Below are 17,865 nucleotides of genomic sequence, written 5' to 3' on the forward strand. Positions count from 1 at the left end.
GGCTCCCGCCCCCCGCCGCAGCCCGACCCCCACCCCCGAAGAGGCCACCATGGACTTCGTCCGGCGCACCATCGACCTCGCCCACGCCAACGTCGCCGAGGGCGGCCGCCCGTTCGCGACCGTCATCGTCAAGGACGGCGAGGTCCTCGCCGAGAGCGCCAACAAGGTCGCCCAGACCGCCGACCCCACCGCGCACGCGGAGATCCTCGCCATCCGCGAGGCCTGCACCCGCCTGGGCACCGAGCACCTGAGCGGCGCCACCGTCTACGTCCTCGCCCACCCCTGCCCGATGTGCCTGGGATCGCTGTACTACTGCTCGCCGGAGGAGGTCGTCTTCCTCACCACCCGCGAGGACTACGAGCCGCACTACGTCGACGACCGCGCGTACTTCGAACTGGGCACCTTCTACGACGAGTTCGCCAGGCCCTGGCAGGAGCGCCGGCTGCCGATGCGCCACGAGGCGCGTGAGGACGCGGTGCAGGTGTACCGCCTGTGGCAGCGGCGCAACGGCGGCGAGCGCCGCGTCGCGGGCGCCCCGACCGCCGGCTGAGACCACCGGCCGAGAAGCACCGGCGCCGACCGGGAGCACGGCCGCCGGCCCGCTCGGAGTTCTTGTCGAGGCGGGGCCGGTGCCGTGCGGCCGGCCGGCGAAAAGAGCGGAAAAGGGGGGCGAGGGTCGGGGGGAGGGAACGCGGGCGGGAGGGAGCAGGCACAAGGCGGGTGCCCCGGGACTTTTCCCGGGGCACCCGCCGGTATGTGTGGATGTGGGACTCCTCCTGACATCCTTTCCGGTGTCTCCCCGTGTCCCTGTCTCCCTGTGTCCCGGAGCGGATGTCAGGCGGGCCCCCGCCGGCCGTTTCGCCGCCGGGACCGGGCGGCCGGGTCCGGCGTCACGGGGCGATCTCGAACTCGGGCGGCTGCAGGCCCGCGAGGCAGCCCGTGTCCGGGGCGGTCGGGGTGTCGAAGAACGAGCGGGTGATCGACTGCGCGCACGGGGAGTCGGCGAAGACCACGTGGGCGACGTAGGGGACCGTGACCTCGGTGGAGCGGCTCAGGGTGCGGGCGGCGTAGGGGCCGCTGCTCGGGGCGGTCTGGGCGTCGAACCCGCCGGACAGGACGAGGGAGGGGATGTCGCTGCGGGTCACGTCCCGGACCGAGGCCGGTGCGGCGGGCACGTCCCAGGCGCGGCAGTCCGCGTGGAGCCAGGCGAGCCCGGGGGCGTTGGCCAGCACCGAGTCGGGGAACGACGGGAACGCGCGCCGCCCGGCCTCGATCACCTCCTCCTCACTCTCGAACGGTGTCCACTCGCGGCAGAAGACGCCGTAGGCGAGGCCGTGGGAGAGCCGGCCGACGGCCTGCGGGCTGAGTTTGCCGCCCGCCCACTGCTCGGCGATGCGCTGCGGGTTGCCGTGGGCCAGTTCGTCGATGGAGCGGGGCACGCCGGCCGCCAGGTGGCTGGCGAAGGTCAGCCAGTTCACCAGCACGCCGCCGTCCAGCACCACCTCCACCGGGTCCGGGTGGCCCGGGACGGTGACGGTGGTGGTGACCGGCCGGGCTTCGAGTTCGCCGACGAGGCGTTCGAAGACGGCCTTCAGGTCCGGGTAGCGGTCGTTGCAGGCGCTCTGCTGCGCGCAGGCCCGGAAGATGCCGTCGAAGCCCTCCCGTGCGGCCGTCCAGGTCACGGCGCCGCTCGCCAGCGACGGCGGCAGGACGCCGTCGATGCCGACCGACCGGATGCCCTGCGGGTGCTCGCGCAGGTAGAGCAGGGCCAGGTCGGTGCCGTAGGAGATGCCGAACACGTTCCACTGCTCGATGCACAGCGCTTCGCGCAGGTCGGCGTAGTCGGCGGCGCTCTCGGTGGTGTCGTAGGCGGCGAGGTCGGCCCCGCCGCCCGCCAGCGCGTCCCGGCAGGCGCGGGTCTGGCGCACGTGCAGGCGCCCGGTGGACGGTGCGCCGTAGACGAGGTCGAGGGCGTCGGCGTTGAAGTGGTCGATGTTGGGGCAGGTCAGTGCCGGGTCGGCCGAGTAGGTGCCCCGCTGGGACATGAAGATGACGTCCCGGTCGCTGTTCAGACCGCCGCCCAGCGCCAGCTGGATCTCGGAGACGGCGTCGTCGCCGGGGCCGCCGGCGAACCACACGATCGGGTCGGGCGCGGGCCGGGGCGTGGCGGCCGGCACGATCTCGACTCCGAGGGTGATCGTGCGCCCGTCGTGCCGGGCGCGGTTCTCGGGCACGGTGAGCGTTCCGCAGCGGGCACCCTCGATCGGGGGCGCGGGATCGGCCGTGCGCGGGCAGGGGCCCGGCTCGAAGTGGGCGCGGCCCGTGGTGTGGGCGCGCGTGCCCAGCGGCGTGCGGGCGCCCGGGGTCGCCGGGGTGCCGGACCCGGCCCGGGCGGGCAGCGCGGCGAGGCCGACGACGAGGAGCCCGGCCGCGGCCCCGGCCAACGCGGTGCGCAGCCGTGGTGCGGTGCGCAGCCGTGGCGTGGTGCGGTGGTGGGGCGGGTGCATGGACATCACGCGGTTTCCGTTTCGGGGGTGATGGTGAACGGGGCGGGCACGAGGTCGGCCGCGCAGGCGGTGTCGGGTGCGGTCGGGTGGGTGAGGAAGGAGGCCAGGATGCTCTGTGCGCAGGGCGACTGGGGGACCACCCAGTGGCCGATTCCCGGGATCAGTACGTCGGTCGAGCGGGACAGTGTGCGGGCGGCGTAGCGGCCCCAGCCGGCGCCGGTCTTGGAGTCGAAGGTTCCGGACAGGACGAGGGCCGGCACGTCGCTGACGGTGGTCACGCGCTGGACGGCGGTGCGGTCGGGGACGTTCCAGACGTGGCACACGTCGTACTGGAAGGGCAGTTGGGGTGCCTGGGCCAGGACGGTGTCGGGCCAGCCGGGGAAGTTGCGGCGCCCCGCCGCCAGCAGGTCGGCGCGGGAGTAGCCGGGCACCCACTCGCTGCAGGCCACGGACTCCTTGAGGCCGTAGGCGAATTCGCCTACGGCCTGGGTCGCGCCGGCGGCGCGGGCCTGGGCGAAGCGCTGCGGGTTCCCGTGGGCGAGTTCGTCGAGTGCGGCGGGGAGGTCGGCGAACGGGACGGCCTTGGCGACCACCAGGTCCACCAGTGCGCCGCCGTCGAGGACGACGGTGACCGGGGTCGTGCCGCCCGGCGGCCGGGCGGTCAGTGTCAGGGGGTGTTCCTCCAGGCGCCGGACCTGTCGGGTGAGTGTCTGCGGGAGGTCGGGGTAGCGGTCCCTGCAGGCGGGCTGGGCCTCGCACGCCGCGAAGACCGCGTCGATGCCCTCCCGGAAGCTGTCCCAGGTCCACGGCAGGTTCACGACGGGCGGGGGTGCGACCGAGTCGATGGCCACCGAGCGGATTCCCCGGGGGTGCAGGCGCAGGTGGGTGAGGGCCAGGTCGGTGCCGTAGGAGTAGCCGTAGACGTTCCAGTGGTCGATGTGCAGGGCCGTGCGCAGGTCGGCGAAGTCGGCGGCGTTCTCGGTGGTGTTGTAGGCGCTCAGGTCGGCTCCGCCGGCTCTGAGCCGGTCGCGGCACTGCGCCGTCGCCCGTACCAGGAGTGCTCCGGTCGAGGGGGCGTCGAGGGGCAGTCCCACGGCTTGGGCGTAGAAGCGGTCGACCTCCGGGCAGGCGAGGTTCGGCTCGGAGTGGAGGGTTCCGCGCTGGGCCATGACGATCAGGTCGTGGTCGCGGTTCACGCCGGCGGCGGTCAGGAACGGGATGTTGCCGAAGGCGTCGCCGCCGGGGCCGCCTTCCATGAACACCACCGGGTCCGCGGCGGGCGTCGCGGAGGCGGCCGGGACGATCGCGACGGCCAGGCGCACGGTCCGTCCGTGCGGGTGGGCGCGGTTCTCGGGTACCTCCAGGGTGCCGCAGTGTCCGGGGACCGGCTCGGGGGTCTGCGGGCAGGGGCCCGGCGTGAAGTGCGGCCGGGTTCCCGGCCCGTTCTCACCGGCCGGTGCGGCCGTGGCGCGGAGCGGCGCGGGGGCGAGGGCGCCGAGGAGGGCCACGGCGGCCGCGGCCAGCGCGGTCGCGGCGCGGGCGCCGCGGGTGCGCGGCCGTCTTCGGGGCGGGGCGCCGCCGTGGGAGGGCGGCGGGCAGCCGGGGCCGGTGTCCTGTTCCATCGTGTGATCCCGTCTCCTCACGCCCCCGGCCGGCCCGGTCGGGACGGCCCCGCGCGGCGCCGTTCGCCGTCGCAGGGTCGGAACGGGCACCACCGGGGCCCAGCCTGTGGTGGCGCGCGGTCGCCCACCAGCGGTGGGATCCACTCGGCGCACACCTCCCCCACCCCGGGGAGGGGAAGGCGCGGCGGGGCGTGGACGGGGCTGCGGGCGAGGGCGCCGGCGGCGGCATGGGCGGCGGGTGTCCTGGCGGCGCCGGCGGGTGACGGTGCAGCGGGGACGGGCCGGGAGACACGCGGGCGGGACGGGGGACGGGCCGGGGCCGATTGCGAGAGTGCCGGCGGCGGGTGTCCTGGCGGCGCGGGGCGGGTGACGGTGCGGCGCCGACCGGACGGAACGGGGCGCAGGGGGCGGGTCGGGGCCGGGGCCGGGGCTGTGCGGTGCGGCGGGTGGAACGGGGGTCTGTCCGCCCGTCGCCGTCGCGCCCGCGCCGTCCTCGGTCCGGCGCCGGCTCGCCGCCGGGGCCGGGCCGGTGCCGCGCGCGGGGGCGGGTTCGCGGGGCGGGGGTCCGTACGGCGAGGGGGCCCCGCCGTCCCTGCCCCGGGGGCGGCGGGGGCTGTGGCGTCCTGTGCCGGGTGGCGTGCGCGGTGTGTGCGGTGTGTGCGGTGTGGCGGGTGTGGCGGTCAGTGGGCGGCGGCCAGTGCGGGCTGCGCGGTGGCGGTGGCCGGTCCGGCGGTGGCCGTGGTGGTGGGGCGGGTGCGGCAGTCGTCGGTGAAGGCGAGGGCGCGCAGGTGGTAGGGGCGGGCGGCGTGGCCGAGGGAGAGGTTGTGGCCGGCGCCGTGGGCGGTGACCAGGTGGGCCAGGCCGGGGGCGAAGGCGGCGGTGAGCGCGGTGCGGTGGGCGGTGTCCAGGCGCCACCAGTGTTCGTGCTCGGCGAGGGTGAGGCGCACCGGGACGCGGACGCGGGCGGCGAGGGCGGCGTAGCGGGCGGGCCAGGTGGCGAGTTCGCGGGCTTCGAGGGCGGGGACGGGGGTGAGCAGGGCGCGGGCGGCGTGGAAGGTGCCGGGTGGGTAGAGGCCGAGGGGGCCCCAGTTGAGGCGGCCGCCGCCGGCGAGGTCGTCGGGGCGGTCCCAGGCGCCGGGGGCGTAGTGCTGGGCGAGGCCGTTGATGTCGGCGCCGAGCAGGGGCAGGCGGGGGTCGTGGGGCCAGTGGGCGGCGAGGTGGAGGGCGATCTTGCCGCCGAAGGAGTGGGCGAGGAGCTGGACGCCGACGCCGACGGGGTGGGCGCGGGCGTAGTCGGTGAGGGCGGCGTGCAGGGTGGTGGCCTGGTCGGCGATGAGGTGGCCGTGGGGCAGGCGGTGGGCGGAGGCGCCGTGGCCGGGGCGGTCGACGGCCAGCACGGTGTAGCCGAGGTCGGCGGCGAGGGTGAGCAGGCTGGTGTCGGGGTGGGCGGGGCCGTCGAAGTAGGCGGCGCGCATGCCGCGGCCGTGGATGGCGAGGATGACGGCTTTGGGTTCGCCGTGTTCGGGTTCGGCGACGAGGGCGGAGATGGGGATGCCGTCGGCGTCCAGGACGAGGGAGCGGGTGCGGGTGCGCAGCGGGGTGGTGGTCATGCGGCGGCTCCGGTGCGGGTGGTGGTCATGCGGCGACGCCGGTGCGGGCGGTGTCGAGGGTGGTGAGCCAGGTGTCGATGTCGGTGGTGCGCATGAGGGCGGTGCCGACGAGGAGTCCTGCGTAGCCGGCGTCCAGGAGGCGGGCGGCGGTGTGGGGGTCGGTGATGGCGGAGGCGGAGACGGGGGCGCGGCAGCCGGCGGCGCGGACGGCGGGCAGCAGGTGCAGGCTGCGTCGGAGGTCGCCGGGGTCGCGTTCGCGGGTGCGGATGTCCTTGTTGTTGACGGCGATGACGCAGTCCTGGGGGTGGGGCAGGGCGTCGAGTTCGCGTTCGTCGGTGATTTCGACGAAGGGGGTGAGGCCGAGGCCGAGGGCGTGGGTGATCAGGCGGGTGAGGGAGGTGGCGGGCAGGAGGGCGGCGGTGAGCAGGACGGCGGAGGCGCCCATGGCGTGGGCGGCTTCGAGTTGGGCGGGGCGGGTGAGGAAGTCCTTTTGGAGGACGGGCAGGGTGGTGGCGGCGGTGACGTCGCGCAGGAGGCGGGTGGTGCCGCCGAACCAGCGGCCGGTGACGACGGACAGGCAGGGGGCGCCGGCTTGTTCGTAGCGGGTGACGAGGTCGGTGACGGTGCGTTCGCCGAGGAGGTCGTTGCCGTGGGGGTCGCGGAGTTTGACTTCCATGACGAGGGGGCGGCGGGCTGTGAGGAGGGCGTCGACGAAGCTCGTGCGGGCCTGGCTGTGGGCGGGCGTTGCGGTGGTGGTCTCGCTTCGCTCGTTCATACGGCGGCCTCCTGGAGGCGCGGGTGCCAGGCGCGGGTGAGGGCGGTGACGGCGTCGTGGGTGAAGCGGCCGGTGCGGTCGCGGGCGGCGGTGTCGATGTCGGCGCCGGCGTAGAGGGGGTGGTCGGTGACGGTGCGGTAGGTGGCGCGGTTGGCGGTGTTGAGGCCGCCGGCGAGGAGGAAGGGGATGGTGAGGCGGGGCAGCAGGGCGTGGACGTGGTCGGGGTCCAGGGCCTGGCCGGTGGAGCCGACGCGGCCGTCGTCGGTGACGGTGTCGAGGAGGAACAGGTCGCATCCGGCGCGTTCGAAGGCGCGGGTGAAGGCGCGTTCGAGGCAGCGTCCGCGGGAGATGTGGAGGACTTTGACGAGGACGGCGTAGGGCAGTCGTTCGCGTAGGTCGGCGACGAGGGCGGGGCTCTGGTAGGCGTGGAGCTGGATCCAGCGGATGCCGGTGGCGCGGGCGAGGCGGGCGAGGTGGTCGGCGTCGTCGAGGAAGGTGACGAGGACGGGTTCGAGGCCCAGGCGGATGGCGGTGGCGGCGAGGTCGGCGAGGTGGTCGGGGTCGAGGTCGGCGGGGCCGCCGGGGACGCCGTGCCACAGGCCGACGAGGGTGGGGCCGGTGTCGGCGAGCAGGGTGAGGTCGGCGCGGGTGCGGGCGCCGCAGACTTTGAGGTGGCCGGGGCGCACGGGGGCCGGGGCGGGGGCGGTCATTTGCCCAGTCCGAGCATGGCGGCGATGCGGTTGTACTGGATCTCGTTGCTGCCGGAGTAGATGGTGCCGGCGACGGCGTTGCGCACGTCCTTCTCCAGTCCGTATTCGGACATGTAGCCGTTGCCGCCGAAGACCTGGACGGCGGCGAGGGAGGTGGCGAGGTTGGATTCGCTGGTGAGGAGTTTGGCGATGGCCATGTCGACGGTGACGTTGTCGCCGGCTTCGAGGCGCTGGGCGGTGTCGTAGAGCCACTTGCGGGCGGTTTCGAGGCGGATCTTGGTGTCGACGATCTTGTTGGCGACGGACTGGTAGGAGCCGATGGGTTTGCCGAAGGAGACGCGGGTCTTGGCGTAGTCCAGGCAGCGGGCCAGTCGGTGCTGCATCTCGCCGGTGTTGACGATGAAGGAGTAGAGGATCTCGCGTTTCATGACGTGGTCGAGGACCATGAAGCCGCCGCCGACGCGGCCCAGGACGCGGTTCTTGGGCACGCGCACGCCGTCGAGGAAGAGTTCGGACAGCGGGGAGGTGCGCAGGCCCATCTTCTTGATGGGGTTGCCGGTGGTCAGGCCGGGCATGTCGGCGTCGAGGAGGAAGGCGGTGACGCCCAGTGCGCCGCCCTGGGGGTGGGTGCGGGCGTAGACGACGATGACGTCGGCGACGGGGCCGTTGGAGACGAAGGTCTTGGCGCCGGTGAGGATGAAGTCGTCGCCGTCGCGCACCGCGCGGGTGCGCATCTGCATGGCGTCGGAGCCGCTGTCGGATTCGGTGATGGCGTGGGCGCCGATGGCGTCGCCGGAGGCGATGCGGGGCAGGTAGGTCTCTTTGAGGGCGGGTGAGCCGAAGGCCTGCAGGGGGACGCCGGTGGAGGCGATGGAGGTGGTGACGGAGAAGTTGAGGCCGCCGTCGCGGCAGGTCTGTCCGAGGCCTTCGAGGACGTACATGGTGGTGAGCAGGGACTGGCCGAGGCCGCCGTAGCGTTCGTCGAAGGGCAGGGAGAGGATGCCGGTCTTCTGGATCAGGCGCCACTTGTCGTGGGAGAAGGCGGCCTGTTCGTCGCCTTCGATGTGGCCGGCGCTCAGGTCGTCGCCGAAGCGGGCCAGGCCTTCGCGCAGGGCCGTCTGGTCGGCGTTCCAGCGGATCACGGGTGTTGCCGCCTTCCTCCCGGGCCCGCCGGTGTGGGGCCCGGGGTGGCAGGCCGGCGTTGGGTCGCCGGCGCTCGTCTGAACAGAAGGTCTCGCCCGGGCCCGTCGTCGGCCCCGGTCTCGCCCCGTGGGGCGGCGGCGGGGGTCGGGGGGACGGGCCCCGGGGGCCGCGGGGGCCTTGAGGACAGGGCCTAGTAGGCGGAGGAGGAGTGCGCGTCGAGCTGGTGGACCTCGTCGCCGCGCAGGGCCGGGGAGAAGACGCAGACCAGGCGCAGGTCCTCGTCGGGGCCGGCGACGAGGTAGTGGGCGTCGTGCTGGTCGAGGGCGTAGAGGCGTCCGGGGGTGATGGGGTGGGAGGTGCCGTCCATGTCGATGACCTCGCCGGAGCCGGCGATGCAGTAGCAGGCCTCGAGGTGGTTGCGGTACTCCAGGCGGGACTTGGTGCCGGCGTTGACGATGGTGTCGGTGAGGCTGTAGCCGAGGCCGTCGCCGGCCACCAGGAAGCGGCGGGACAGGCCGTTGCCCCACTCGACGGTCTTCACGTCGGCGATGTCGCGGATCAGCATGCGTTCGGGTCCTCTCGGGTGGTGGTGCTGGCGGGGGTGAGGGTGGCAGTACCGGCGGTGCGGGTGGTGGTGCGGGTGGTGGTGCGGGTGGTGCGGGTGGTGCGGGTGGTGCTGGCGGTGGTGCGTCCGCCGGGTGCGTCCGGGTGTGGGGGACGGATGGGGCGGAGGTCGGTGAGGTAGGCGCGCAGTTCCTCGACGGGGTCGAGGCCTTCGGTGCGGGCGTGTTCGAGGCGGGCGACGGCGGCGGAGCCGATGATCGCCGCGTCGGCGCCGCTGTCGGCGACGGCGGCCAGGTCGGCGGCGGTCCGGACGCCGAAGCCGACGGCGACGGGGGTCGTGGGGGCGGCGGTGCGCAGCGCGGTGACGGTGTCGGCGAGTGCGCGGTGGCCGCCTGGGGGGGTGGTGCCGGAGCGGCCGTAGTGGGCGACGAGGTAGACGTAGGCGCCTGCTGCGCCGTGGGCGGCGGCGGTGAGGACCTCGGGGGTGGAGGTGGGGTAGCAGGTGGTGACCTGGGGGAGGCCTTCGTCGCGCAGGGCGTGCTGCCAGGCGGGGCGTGCGCGGGGGGGCAGGGCGTGGACGAGCAGGGCGCGGGCTCCGGCGTCGGCGACGGCGCGTGCGGTGGCGGCGGGGTCGCGGTGGCGCAGGCTGTGACTCCAGTCGGCGAGCAGGACGACCTTGAGGTGGGTCAGTTTCGGTGTGAGGTCGGCGAGTTCGGCCAGGACGGTGTCCAGGGTGGTGCCGGCGTCGAGGGCGCGGGCGGCGGAGCGGCGGATGACGGGGCCGTCGGTGGGTGAGTCGGGGAAGGGGACGGCGAGTTCGAGGACGTCCACGTGCTGGGTGTCGAGGAGGTGGGCGAGGTCGGCCAGGCGGCCGGCGGGGTCGCCGGCGTTGAGGAAGACCGCGAGTCCGGGGGTGCCCGGGGGGAAGAGGGGGTCAGACACCTGCTGCCTCCCGGGGGCGGGCGCCGAGGCGTTCGGCGAGGGAGCGGGGGGCGCCGTCGGTGAGGGCGTCCAGGGCGGTGGTGTAGGCGGTGTGCCAGCGGGTGTGGCGGCCGGAGGCGAGGGCGAGGGCGGCGGCGTTGAGCGCGATGGTGTGGGTGGCGGTGTCGCCGGCCTGTCCGGCCAGGGCGCGCAGGAAGTGGCCGGTGAGGTCGTCGGGGTGGGGTGCGAGGTCGGCGAGGGTGCCGGTGGCGGGGGCGACGGAGCCGGCGGGCAGGTGGATGGCGCCGTCGGGGGTGTGGAGGGTGTTGTCGGTGAAGGGCAGGAGTTCGTCGGCGCCGGCGGTGTTGTGGGCCAGCCACACGGTGCGTGCGCGTACGCGGGGGGCGAGGTGGCGCAGGGCGTCCAGGGGGGCGGCGGCGGAGGCGCCGGTGAGCTGGGCGGTGACGGGGACGGTGGCGAGCAGGGGGCCGAGGGTGTTGAGGAAGGCGCCGAAGGGTTTGAGGGTGAGGGGGTAGAGGACGCGGGCCAGGCGGGTGAGGGCCGGGGGGTAGACGTGGGGGCCGGCGAAGGCGATGCCGTGGCGGGCGAGGTGGTCGGCGGTGGCGGTGTGGCCGGAGGTGAGGGTGATGCCGAGGCGTTCGAGGAGGTCGACGGAGCCGGCGGCGCTGGTGTAGGCGCGGGAGCCGGTCTTGACGACGGGGATGCCGATGGCGGCGGCGGTGAGGGCGGCGGCGGTGGAGAGGTTGAAGGTGGCGGGTCCGCCGCCGGTGCCGACGATGTTGACGCTGGCGGGGTGGGCGGGGCCGGGGTCGGGGGCGCGTTCGGTGAGGGAGGTGGTGAGGGCGGCGAGGGTGGCGGGGTCGGGCAGGCGGGTGGTGAGGCTGGCCAGCAGGGCCGCCGCCTGGGCCCGGTCGCTGTCGCGGGCCGGGCCCAGGGTGCGTTGCTCCAGCTGGTCCCACCACGAGCGCCAGGCGTCCAGGGGGACCGGGCGGCCGGCGAGGAGTGCGGTGAGGGCCGGGTGCATGGGTCAGCCGCCGACCGTGGCGGTGGCCGCGGTGCGGCGCTCGGTGATGAAGGCGTCGATGGCGGTGACGGAGCGGAAGTTGTTGGGGTCCAGGTCGGTGTCGTCGACGGGCAGGTTGAAGTGGTCCTCGACCCAGGCGATGAGTTTGAGGACGCCGAGGCTGTCGATGACGCCGTCGGAGAGGAGGTCGTGGTCGTCGGCGAGCTGGTCGGGGGTGACGTCGGGCAGGAATTCCTCGATGAGGAAGCGCTTGATCTGGGTGATGTTGCTCATGGCGGCAACTCCCTTGTGTCGGTAGTGGGTTGGGATTGGGTTGGGAAAGGGGGGTGGTGGTCAGGGGGTGGGGAGGACGGCCTTGCGGTCGACCTTGCCGGTGGCGGTCTTGGCGAGGGGCTCGTCGTGGATGGCGAGTTTCTCGGGGACGGCGGCGCGCGGCAGGTTGCGGGCGAGGTGTTCGCGCAGGGTGAGGGTGTTGAGGGCGGAGCCGGGGGTGCGCCGGACGGCGGCGTGCAGGCGTTTGCCGGTGAGCGGGTCGTTCGCGGCGGCGACGGCGGCTTCGAGGACCTCGGGGTGGGTGAGCAGGACGCGTTCGACTTCGGCGGTGTTGACGGCGACGCCGCGGACCTTGACCTGGAAGTCGGAGCGGCCGGTGAGGTGGACGCGGCCGGTGTCGTCGCGGGTGACGAGGTCGCCGGTGCGGAACCAGCGCCGTCCGGGGCCGGCGCCTTCGGGCTGGGTGGTGAAGCGGCCGGTGTCGCGGGAGCGGTCGAGGTAGCCGGCGGCCTGGAAGGGGGTGGAGACGTAGAGTTCGCCGCTGCCGGGGCCTTCGAGGGGGGTGCCGTCGGGGGTGGCGATGAGGGTGCGTACGCCGGGCAGGGGCGTGCCGATGGGCACGGGCAGGGCGGCGGCGGCGTCCAGGCGGTCCAGGCGGTGCAGGAAGCTGTCGTTGGTCTCGGTGCAGCCGTAGATGTTGTAGAGGCGGGCTGCGGGCAGCAGGGCGGGCAGGGCGGCCAGGGTGCGGGCGTCGATGGCGTCGCCGGTGAACGCGGCGTGTTCGACGCTGTCCAGGACGGTGGTGCCGGCGGCCTGGACGAGCAGGGCGTAGGCGAGGGGGACGGCCTGCAGGACGTGCGGGCGGTGGCGGGTGAGCCGGGTGAGCAGGTGGCGGGCGTTGAGGGCGTGGGCGGGGTCGATGAGCAGGCAGGTGCCGCCGGCGGCGAGGGTGGCCCACACGTCGAGCAGGGCGAGGTCGAAGTTGAGCGGCGCGTAGTTGGCGACGACGCGGCCGGGGCCGAGGTCGAAGGTGTCGTGGGCCCAGGCGGTGAAGCGGTCGACGGCGCTCTGCGCGAGGGGGACGATCTTGGGCAGGTCGGTGGAGCCGGAGGTGGTGAGCATGAACGAGGTGCCGGCCGCCAGGGTGGGCACCGGGGCGGGGCGGGCGAGGGCGGGCAGGGCGGGGGCGTCCTGGCCGAGGGGGGCGAGCAGGCGGCGGGCGCCGGCCTGGGCGAACAGGGCGGCCAGCAGGGCCGGGGCGAGCTGCGGGGAGGGCAGCAGGAAGGGGCGGCGTTCGGTGAGGCAGGCCAGGACCAGGGCGATCGCCTCGGGTGACTTGACGGCGAGCAGGCCCACCGGCTCGCCCGGGGCGAGGTCCAGGGCGTTCAGGCGCGCGCGTTCGGCGTCGGCGAGGGCGGCGAGCTCGCCGTAGGTGACGGTGCGTTCGTGCCACAGCAGGGCGGGGGCGTGCGGGTGGGTGCGGGCGTGGGCGGTGAACGCGTCGGGCAGCGGCAGCGGCGCCGGGGCCGCCGCGGCGCGGGTCGCGGAGGTCGCGGAGGTCGCGGGGGTGGGGGTGGTGGTCATCGGGTTCACTCCCCCGCCGGGGCGATCCGCGCCCAGCCGGCCTTGACGGCGGTGCCCGCGTCGGTGGCGACGGTGAAGCGCACCACCGTGCCCGCGTCGTGGGGCTGCAGGGTCAGGCGCAGCTCGGTGCCGGGGCGGGTGGGGGCGGCGAAGCGGGCGCCGAGGGCGGTGATGCGGGCGGGGTCGCCGGCGGCGTGGCGGTCGGTGATCTCCTCGGCGGCCAGGGCGAGCAGGTGCATGCCGTGGGCGATGGTGGCGGGGAAGCCGGCTGCGCGGGCGGCGTCGTCGTCGAGGTGGATCGGGTTGAGGTCGCCGGAGGCGTGGGCGTAGGCGGTGGTGTCGGCGGTGCTCAGGGTGTGGGTGAGGGTGAGCGGTGGGCCGTCGGGGGTGGTGCCGGGGTGGGCGGCGGGGGCCAGGGTGCCGTGGGGTTCGGTGCCGGTGGCGCCGACCAGGAGGGCGGAGGTGTGCAGGTCGGCGACGGGGCGGCCGGTGGCGGTGTCGGTGAGGCGGGTGGTGAGGGCCAGGCGGGTGCCGCGGGCCTCGCGGCGGGCGGCGGTGACCTCGACGGTGACGTCGAGGTCGCCCGGGGTCGGGGGGGTGTGGGTGTGGATCTCCTGGGCGAGGTGGACCACGCCGGTGAAGCCGTCGTCGCCGGCGGTCAGGGCGGTGACGGTGTGCTGGGCCAGGGCGTGGGCGGCGACGAAGGGGTGCGCGGGGCTGGCGCCCCCGGTGGCGGCGGGCAGGCCGGTGCGGGCGGCGGCGCGGTAGGCGGCCAGGTCGCGGTCGGTGACGGTCAGCCGGGTGCGCCGGAGGTGGGGGGAGGTCGTGGTCATAGCGGGGTCACCACCAGGGTCGAGTTGTGGCCGCCGAAGCCGAACGAGTTGGACAGCGCGGCGCCGCTTGGGATGGGGCGGGCGGCGGTGTGGACGACGTCGAGGTCCAGGCCCTCTTCGGTCTTCTCGTGGTTGGCGGTGGGAGGGACGGTGCGGGTGTTCATGGCCTCGATGGCGGCGATCAGCTCGACGGCGCCGGCGGCGCCGATCAGGTGGCCGATGGCGCCCTTGGTGGAGGTGACCGGCACGCCGTGGGGGCCGAACACGGTGGCCAGGGCGGCGGCTTCGGCGCGGTCGTTGTGCACGGTGGAGGTGCCGTGGGCGTTGACGTGGGCGATGTCGGCGGGGCTCAGGCCGGCGTCGGCCAGGGCGGCGCGCATCGCGGCGACGGCGCCGGCGCCGTCGGGGCGCGGGTTGGACAGGTGGTAGGCGTCCGAGCTGGAGCCGTACCCGGCGAGCAGCGCGTAGGGGGTGCGGGCGCGGGCGCGGGCGTCGTCCAGGCGTTCCAGGACGAGGAAGCCGGCGCCCTCGCCCATGACGAAGCCGTCGCGGTCGGTGTCGAAGGGGCGCGAGGCGCGGGCGGGGTCGTCGTTGCGCAGGGAGTGCGCGCCGAGGTTGCCGAACGCGGCGAGGGTGACCGGGGTGAGGGTGGCCTCGCAGCCGCCGGCGACGACGACGTCCGCGCGTCCGCTCTCCAGCAGCAGGGCAGCATGGCCGATGGCGTCGGCGCTGGAGGCGCAGGTGGTGGCGATGGTCAGGGCCGGTCCGCTCCACTGCAGGCGCATGGCGATCTGGGCGGCGGCGGCGTTGGGCATGGTGACCAGGGGCATCAGCGGGGAGACCCGCAGCGGCCCGTGTTCGGTGTACAGGGCCGATTCGCGGTCGCTGGTGGTGCGGCCGCCGACGGCGTTGCCGACGACGATCGCGCTGCGCCCGGGGCCGGGTTCGGGGCTGCCGGCGTCGTGGTGGGCGGCGAGGGCGGCCAGGGTGGCGTAGTGGGCGAACGGGTCGAGGCGGCGGGCGTCCTTGGCGGGGACCGGTCCGTCGGCGGGCAGCGGGGCCACGGGGCAGCCCAGGCGGACCCGGTGGCGGGCCAGGGCCGGGTCGTTCAGGGTGGTGGCGGTGGAGCGCCCGGAGGCGACGGTGTGCCAGAACTCCTGGACGGTGTGGCCGGCGGGGCTGACCACGCCGAGGCCGGTGACGGCGATCGGCGGGCGGGTGTGCGGGGCCATGGCTTCCTCTCCTCTCCGGGCCGGGGGCGGGCCGGGTCTCAGATCAGGCCGGTCTGGGCGGCGGCGGTCAGGAACGCGTCGGCGGCGAAGTCGATGTCGGCCGCGGTGTGGCGGGCGGTGACCGCGATGCGCAGGCGGGCCAGGTCGTTGGGCACGGCGGGGGTGACGACGGGCAGGCCGATCACGCCGGCCTTGCGGCAGGCGGTGGCGTAGTCGTAGGCGGCGTCGTCGCTGCCGGCGATGACGGGCAGCACGGCGGTGGTGGAGTCCATGGTGGAGATGCCGGCGTCGTTGAGGCGGGTGCGCAGGCGCTGGGCCTGGACCTGGGTGTGGGTGACGCGTTCGGGTTCGCGGCGCAGGATCCGCAGGGACTCCAGTGCGGCGCCGGTCTGGGCGGGGCCCAGGGCGGCGGAGAACAGGAACGGGCGGGCGGCGTAGCGCAGGTGGCCGATGAGGTCGTGGCTGCCGGCGATCCAGCCGCCCATGGAGGGGATGGCCTTGGAGAGGGTGCCGAGCTTGACGTCGACGCGGACCTTGTGGTCGAAGTGCTCCTCGATGCCGCCGCCGGTGGCGCCGATGACGCCCAGGGCGTGGGCCTCGTCGACCATGAGCAGGGCGTCGTAGCGGTCGCAGACCTCGCGCAGTTCGGGCAGCGGGGCGATGTCGCCGTCCATGGAGTAGACGCTGTCGACGATGACCAGGCGCACGCCGGTGGGGGAGGCGGCCTTGAGGCGGCGCTCCAGGTGGTCGACGTCGTTGTGGCGGAAGCGGGTGACGGTGGCACCCGACAGGCGGCAGCCGTCGACGATGGAGGCGTGGTCGTACTTGTCGATCAGGACGGTGTCGCCCTGGCCGACCAGGGCGCCGACGGTGCCGACGTTGGCGGCGTAGCCGGAGCCGAAGACCAGGGCGCGCTCGCGCTGGGCGAAGCGGGCGACCTCGGCTTCCAGTTCCTCGTGCAGCGGGATGGTGCCGGCCAGGGCGCGCACGCCGTGGTTGCCGGTGCCGTAGACGTCGACGGCGGCCTTGGCGGCGGCGACCACGCGCTCGTCGCCGGCCAGGCCGAGGTAGCTGTAGCCGGACATCATGAGCAGGCGTTCGCCGTCGAGGTCGCAGTAGGCGCTGTCGCGTTCCATGGTGTAGGCGACGAAGCTGTTGCGCCGGGAGGGGTCGGACTCCAGTGCGGCCACCCGGGCGTTCGTTGCGGCGAGCTTCGGCTCCAGGCGGTCCCATGCTCCGGTGGCGTTCACGGGCGTTTCTCCTTCACGGCTTCACGGTTTCCAGGGCTTCACGGCTTTCCGCGGCGTGCGCGGGGTGCCGCGGCCTTTCGCGGGGTGGGCGGGTGGCGCGGCGTCTTGCGGGTGGCGCGGCGGTTCTGCGGGTTCTACGGGTGGCGCGGCTTTTCGCGGGTGCTGCGGCTTTTCGCGGGTGGCGCGGCTTTTCGCGGGTGGCGCAGCGTTTTCGGGTGGCGCGGTGTTCTGCGGGTGGCGCGGCTTTTCGCTTCCGGTTTGTTTCCGGTTTCCGTCCGGTTGTGCTCCGGCCGGATTCCGGCTGTTTTCCGGTGCGGTGCGGTACGGGGTGGGCGCGGGGGCGGTCCGGGGCGGCTGCGGGCGGTCTTTCTCGAAGCCTTCACGCGGGGTGCTCAAGGATGGCTACATTTCTACGGCAGGATGCGCAAGGCGTCCGCAATAGCCGCTCCTCCGGCCTGCGATGACGCTCTGACGTGGGAAAACACTGCGCCCACGACGCATCGACCGGCCGGCGGGTACGTTTTCGCGACCGGTGTTGACACCGCGCCTCGCGGCGAATGTATGGTCGAAATCCGCCGAAAACCGAACGGCTGGTCGGCGGCGAGAAATTGTTCTGTTCCGGGTTTCCCATGCCGACGGCCGGCACGGGCCGTCACTTCCGCTTTGGCTCAAGGGGGTTGGAGCAACGTTGAACGGCTTCAGGGAAGACAGTCCGTCCGGCAGATCGGGGGCGCGGCGATGCTGATCCGCCTCACCGGTCTGGTGGCGATCGAACACGAGGACGGTGCCCCGCAGCACCTGTCCAGCGCCCAGGCCCAGGTGGCGTTCGCCCGCCTGGTCCTGGAACGCTCCAGCGGCACCAGCCGCGACCAACTGGCCGACACCATCTGGCCCGACGGCCTGCCCGACACCTGGGCCTCCGCGCTGCGCAGCGTGGTCAGCCGGGTGCGGGCCTTCGTCACCGACCCCGGCCAGGGCCCCGGCGCCACGCCGCTGATCGCGCAGGGCGGCCGCTACGTGCTGCGCCTGCCGGCCGACGCGGCGGTGGACCTGGAGGCCGCGGCGTCGGCCGTGGGCGAGGCCGGCGAGGCGCTGGCCTGCGGCGGCCACGCCGTCGCCCAGCAGCTGGCCGCCGGGGCACTGGCCAACCTGCGCGGCTCGTTCCTGCCCGACCACGAGGGCGAATGGGCCCAGGGAGTGCGCGAACACGTGGAGGAACTGCGCATCAGCGCACTGGAGACCGCCAGCCTGGCGGCCTCCGCCCTCGGCGAGGAACACCACGCGCTGCGCTGGGCCGACGAGGCGGTGCGCCGCGCCCCGTTCCGCGAGAGCGCCTACCGCTGCCGCATGGAGGCCCTCGCCTCCTCCGGCAACCGCGCCGAGGCGCTGCGCTGCTACCAGCAGCTGCGCCAGGTCCTGGCCGAGGAACTGGGCATCGACCCGGCCGCCGAGACCCAGGAGCTCTACCTCGCCCTGCTGCGCACCCCCACGCCCGCGCCGCCCGCGCCGGCGGCGGTGCGCCCGGTGGACCCGGTGCTGATGGGGATCTTCGAACCCCTCGCCCTGACCCGCCTGCCCCGCCCGGCACCGGCCCCGGCCCGCGCCGCCTGACCCGCTTCCCCGGCGTTCCGGCCGGCCCCGGCGCACCCCACGGCGCTGCGGCCGGAACGGACCGGGCCGCGCACCTCTCCCCGTCCGCGCGCGTCCCGCGTCACCCCTTCCCTCCCCCGCCGGCACCCCCCGCCCCGGCGGCCCCGCAACCCCGTGCCCCCGCGGTGCGCTGCGGGGGCACGGGG

The 17,865-nt window shown here is 74.9% G+C and carries 16 protein-coding genes; 2 read left to right on the forward strand and 14 right to left on the reverse strand.

Going from position 1 to position 17,865, the window contains the following annotated elements:
- Positions 1–49: 49 nt before the first annotated feature.
- Entirely contained in the window at positions 50–550 is a 501-nt protein-coding gene (locus ACFV04_RS38810) for a nucleoside deaminase (RefSeq protein WP_380535731.1), read from the forward strand.
- A gap of 340 nt (positions 551–890) precedes the next feature.
- Here ACFV04_RS38810 and ACFV04_RS38815 read toward each other — a convergent pair whose 3' ends face one another.
- The 14 genes from ACFV04_RS38815 to ACFV04_RS38880 all read right to left on the reverse strand — a co-directional run bounded on the left by ACFV04_RS38815 (position 891) and on the right by ACFV04_RS38880 (position 16,069).
- Positions 891–2,513 (reverse strand): alpha/beta fold hydrolase, encoded by a 1,623-nt coding sequence (locus ACFV04_RS38815; protein ID WP_380535714.1) that lies wholly within the window; start codon positions 2,511–2,513, stop codon positions 891–893.
- The gene (locus ACFV04_RS38820; protein WP_380535716.1) at positions 2,513–4,129 is read right to left on the reverse strand and encodes an alpha/beta fold hydrolase; all 1,617 of its coding nucleotides are present in this window, start codon (positions 4,127–4,129) and stop codon (positions 2,513–2,515) included. The genes ACFV04_RS38815 and ACFV04_RS38820 overlap by 1 nt, the downstream gene beginning before the upstream one ends.
- 680 nt (positions 4,130–4,809) lie before the next feature.
- Positions 4,810–5,739: an alpha/beta hydrolase gene (locus ACFV04_RS38825; RefSeq protein WP_380535718.1), complete on the reverse strand. Its 930-nt coding sequence runs from the start codon at positions 5,737–5,739 to the stop codon at positions 4,810–4,812.
- Between the two features lie 25 nt (positions 5,740–5,764).
- Positions 5,765–6,514 (reverse strand): indole-3-glycerol-phosphate synthase, encoded by a 750-nt coding sequence (locus tag ACFV04_RS38830; RefSeq protein ID WP_380535720.1) that lies wholly within the window; start codon positions 6,512–6,514, stop codon positions 5,765–5,767.
- The gene (locus ACFV04_RS38835) at positions 6,511–7,224 is read right to left on the reverse strand and encodes an N-(5'-phosphoribosyl)anthranilate isomerase (protein ID WP_380535722.1); all 714 of its coding nucleotides are present in this window, start codon (positions 7,222–7,224) and stop codon (positions 6,511–6,513) included. Before ACFV04_RS38835 ends, ACFV04_RS38830 begins: the two co-directional genes overlap by 4 nt.
- On the reverse strand, positions 7,221–8,366 hold the full coding sequence (locus ACFV04_RS38840; RefSeq protein ID WP_380349214.1) for an acyl-CoA dehydrogenase family protein: 1,146 nt from the start codon (positions 8,364–8,366) through the stop codon (positions 7,221–7,223). The genes ACFV04_RS38835 and ACFV04_RS38840 overlap by 4 nt, the downstream gene beginning before the upstream one ends.
- Before the next feature lie 191 nt (positions 8,367–8,557).
- Positions 8,558–8,932, reverse strand: coding sequence for an ectoine synthase (locus ACFV04_RS38845; RefSeq protein ID WP_360262728.1), 375 nt, complete (start codon positions 8,930–8,932; stop codon positions 8,558–8,560).
- Positions 8,926–9,873, reverse strand: a complete 948-nt coding sequence (gene trpA / locus ACFV04_RS38850; RefSeq protein ID WP_380535724.1) for a tryptophan synthase subunit alpha — start codon at positions 9,871–9,873, stop codon at positions 8,926–8,928. Before trpA ends, ACFV04_RS38845 begins: the two co-directional genes overlap by 7 nt.
- Positions 9,866–10,897, reverse strand: a complete 1,032-nt coding sequence (locus ACFV04_RS38855; RefSeq protein WP_380535726.1) for a hypothetical protein — start codon at positions 10,895–10,897, stop codon at positions 9,866–9,868. Before ACFV04_RS38855 ends, trpA begins: the two co-directional genes overlap by 8 nt.
- Before the next feature lie 3 nt (positions 10,898–10,900).
- Entirely contained in the window at positions 10,901–11,170 is a 270-nt protein-coding gene (locus tag ACFV04_RS38860) for a phosphopantetheine-binding protein (protein WP_360262725.1), read from the reverse strand.
- Positions 11,171–11,230: 60 nt separating this feature from the next.
- On the reverse strand, positions 11,231–12,754 hold the full coding sequence (locus tag ACFV04_RS38865) for an AMP-binding protein (protein ID WP_380535728.1): 1,524 nt from the start codon (positions 12,752–12,754) through the stop codon (positions 11,231–11,233).
- Between the two features lie 5 nt (positions 12,755–12,759).
- The gene (locus tag ACFV04_RS38870; RefSeq protein ID WP_380349223.1) at positions 12,760–13,587 is read right to left on the reverse strand and encodes a MaoC/PaaZ C-terminal domain-containing protein; all 828 of its coding nucleotides are present in this window, start codon (positions 13,585–13,587) and stop codon (positions 12,760–12,762) included.
- Positions 13,584–14,819, reverse strand: a complete 1,236-nt coding sequence (locus tag ACFV04_RS38875; RefSeq protein WP_380349225.1) for a beta-ketoacyl-[acyl-carrier-protein] synthase family protein — start codon at positions 14,817–14,819, stop codon at positions 13,584–13,586. Before ACFV04_RS38875 ends, ACFV04_RS38870 begins: the two co-directional genes overlap by 4 nt.
- 38 nt (positions 14,820–14,857) lie before the next feature.
- The gene (locus ACFV04_RS38880) at positions 14,858–16,069 is read right to left on the reverse strand and encodes an aminotransferase class I/II-fold pyridoxal phosphate-dependent enzyme (protein ID WP_360262721.1); all 1,212 of its coding nucleotides are present in this window, start codon (positions 16,067–16,069) and stop codon (positions 14,858–14,860) included.
- Positions 16,070–16,807: 738 nt separating this feature from the next.
- On the opposite strand from ACFV04_RS38880, the gene ACFV04_RS38885 reads away from it, so the two are divergent.
- On the forward strand, positions 16,808–17,680 hold the full coding sequence (locus ACFV04_RS38885) for a BTAD domain-containing putative transcriptional regulator (protein ID WP_380349228.1): 873 nt from the start codon (positions 16,808–16,810) through the stop codon (positions 17,678–17,680).
- The last annotated feature ends 185 nt before the right edge of the window (positions 17,681–17,865 follow it).

It is taken from the genome of Kitasatospora sp. NPDC059599, from assembly GCF_042735125.1.
Lineage (GTDB): Bacteria > Actinomycetota > Actinomycetes > Streptomycetales > Streptomycetaceae > Kitasatospora.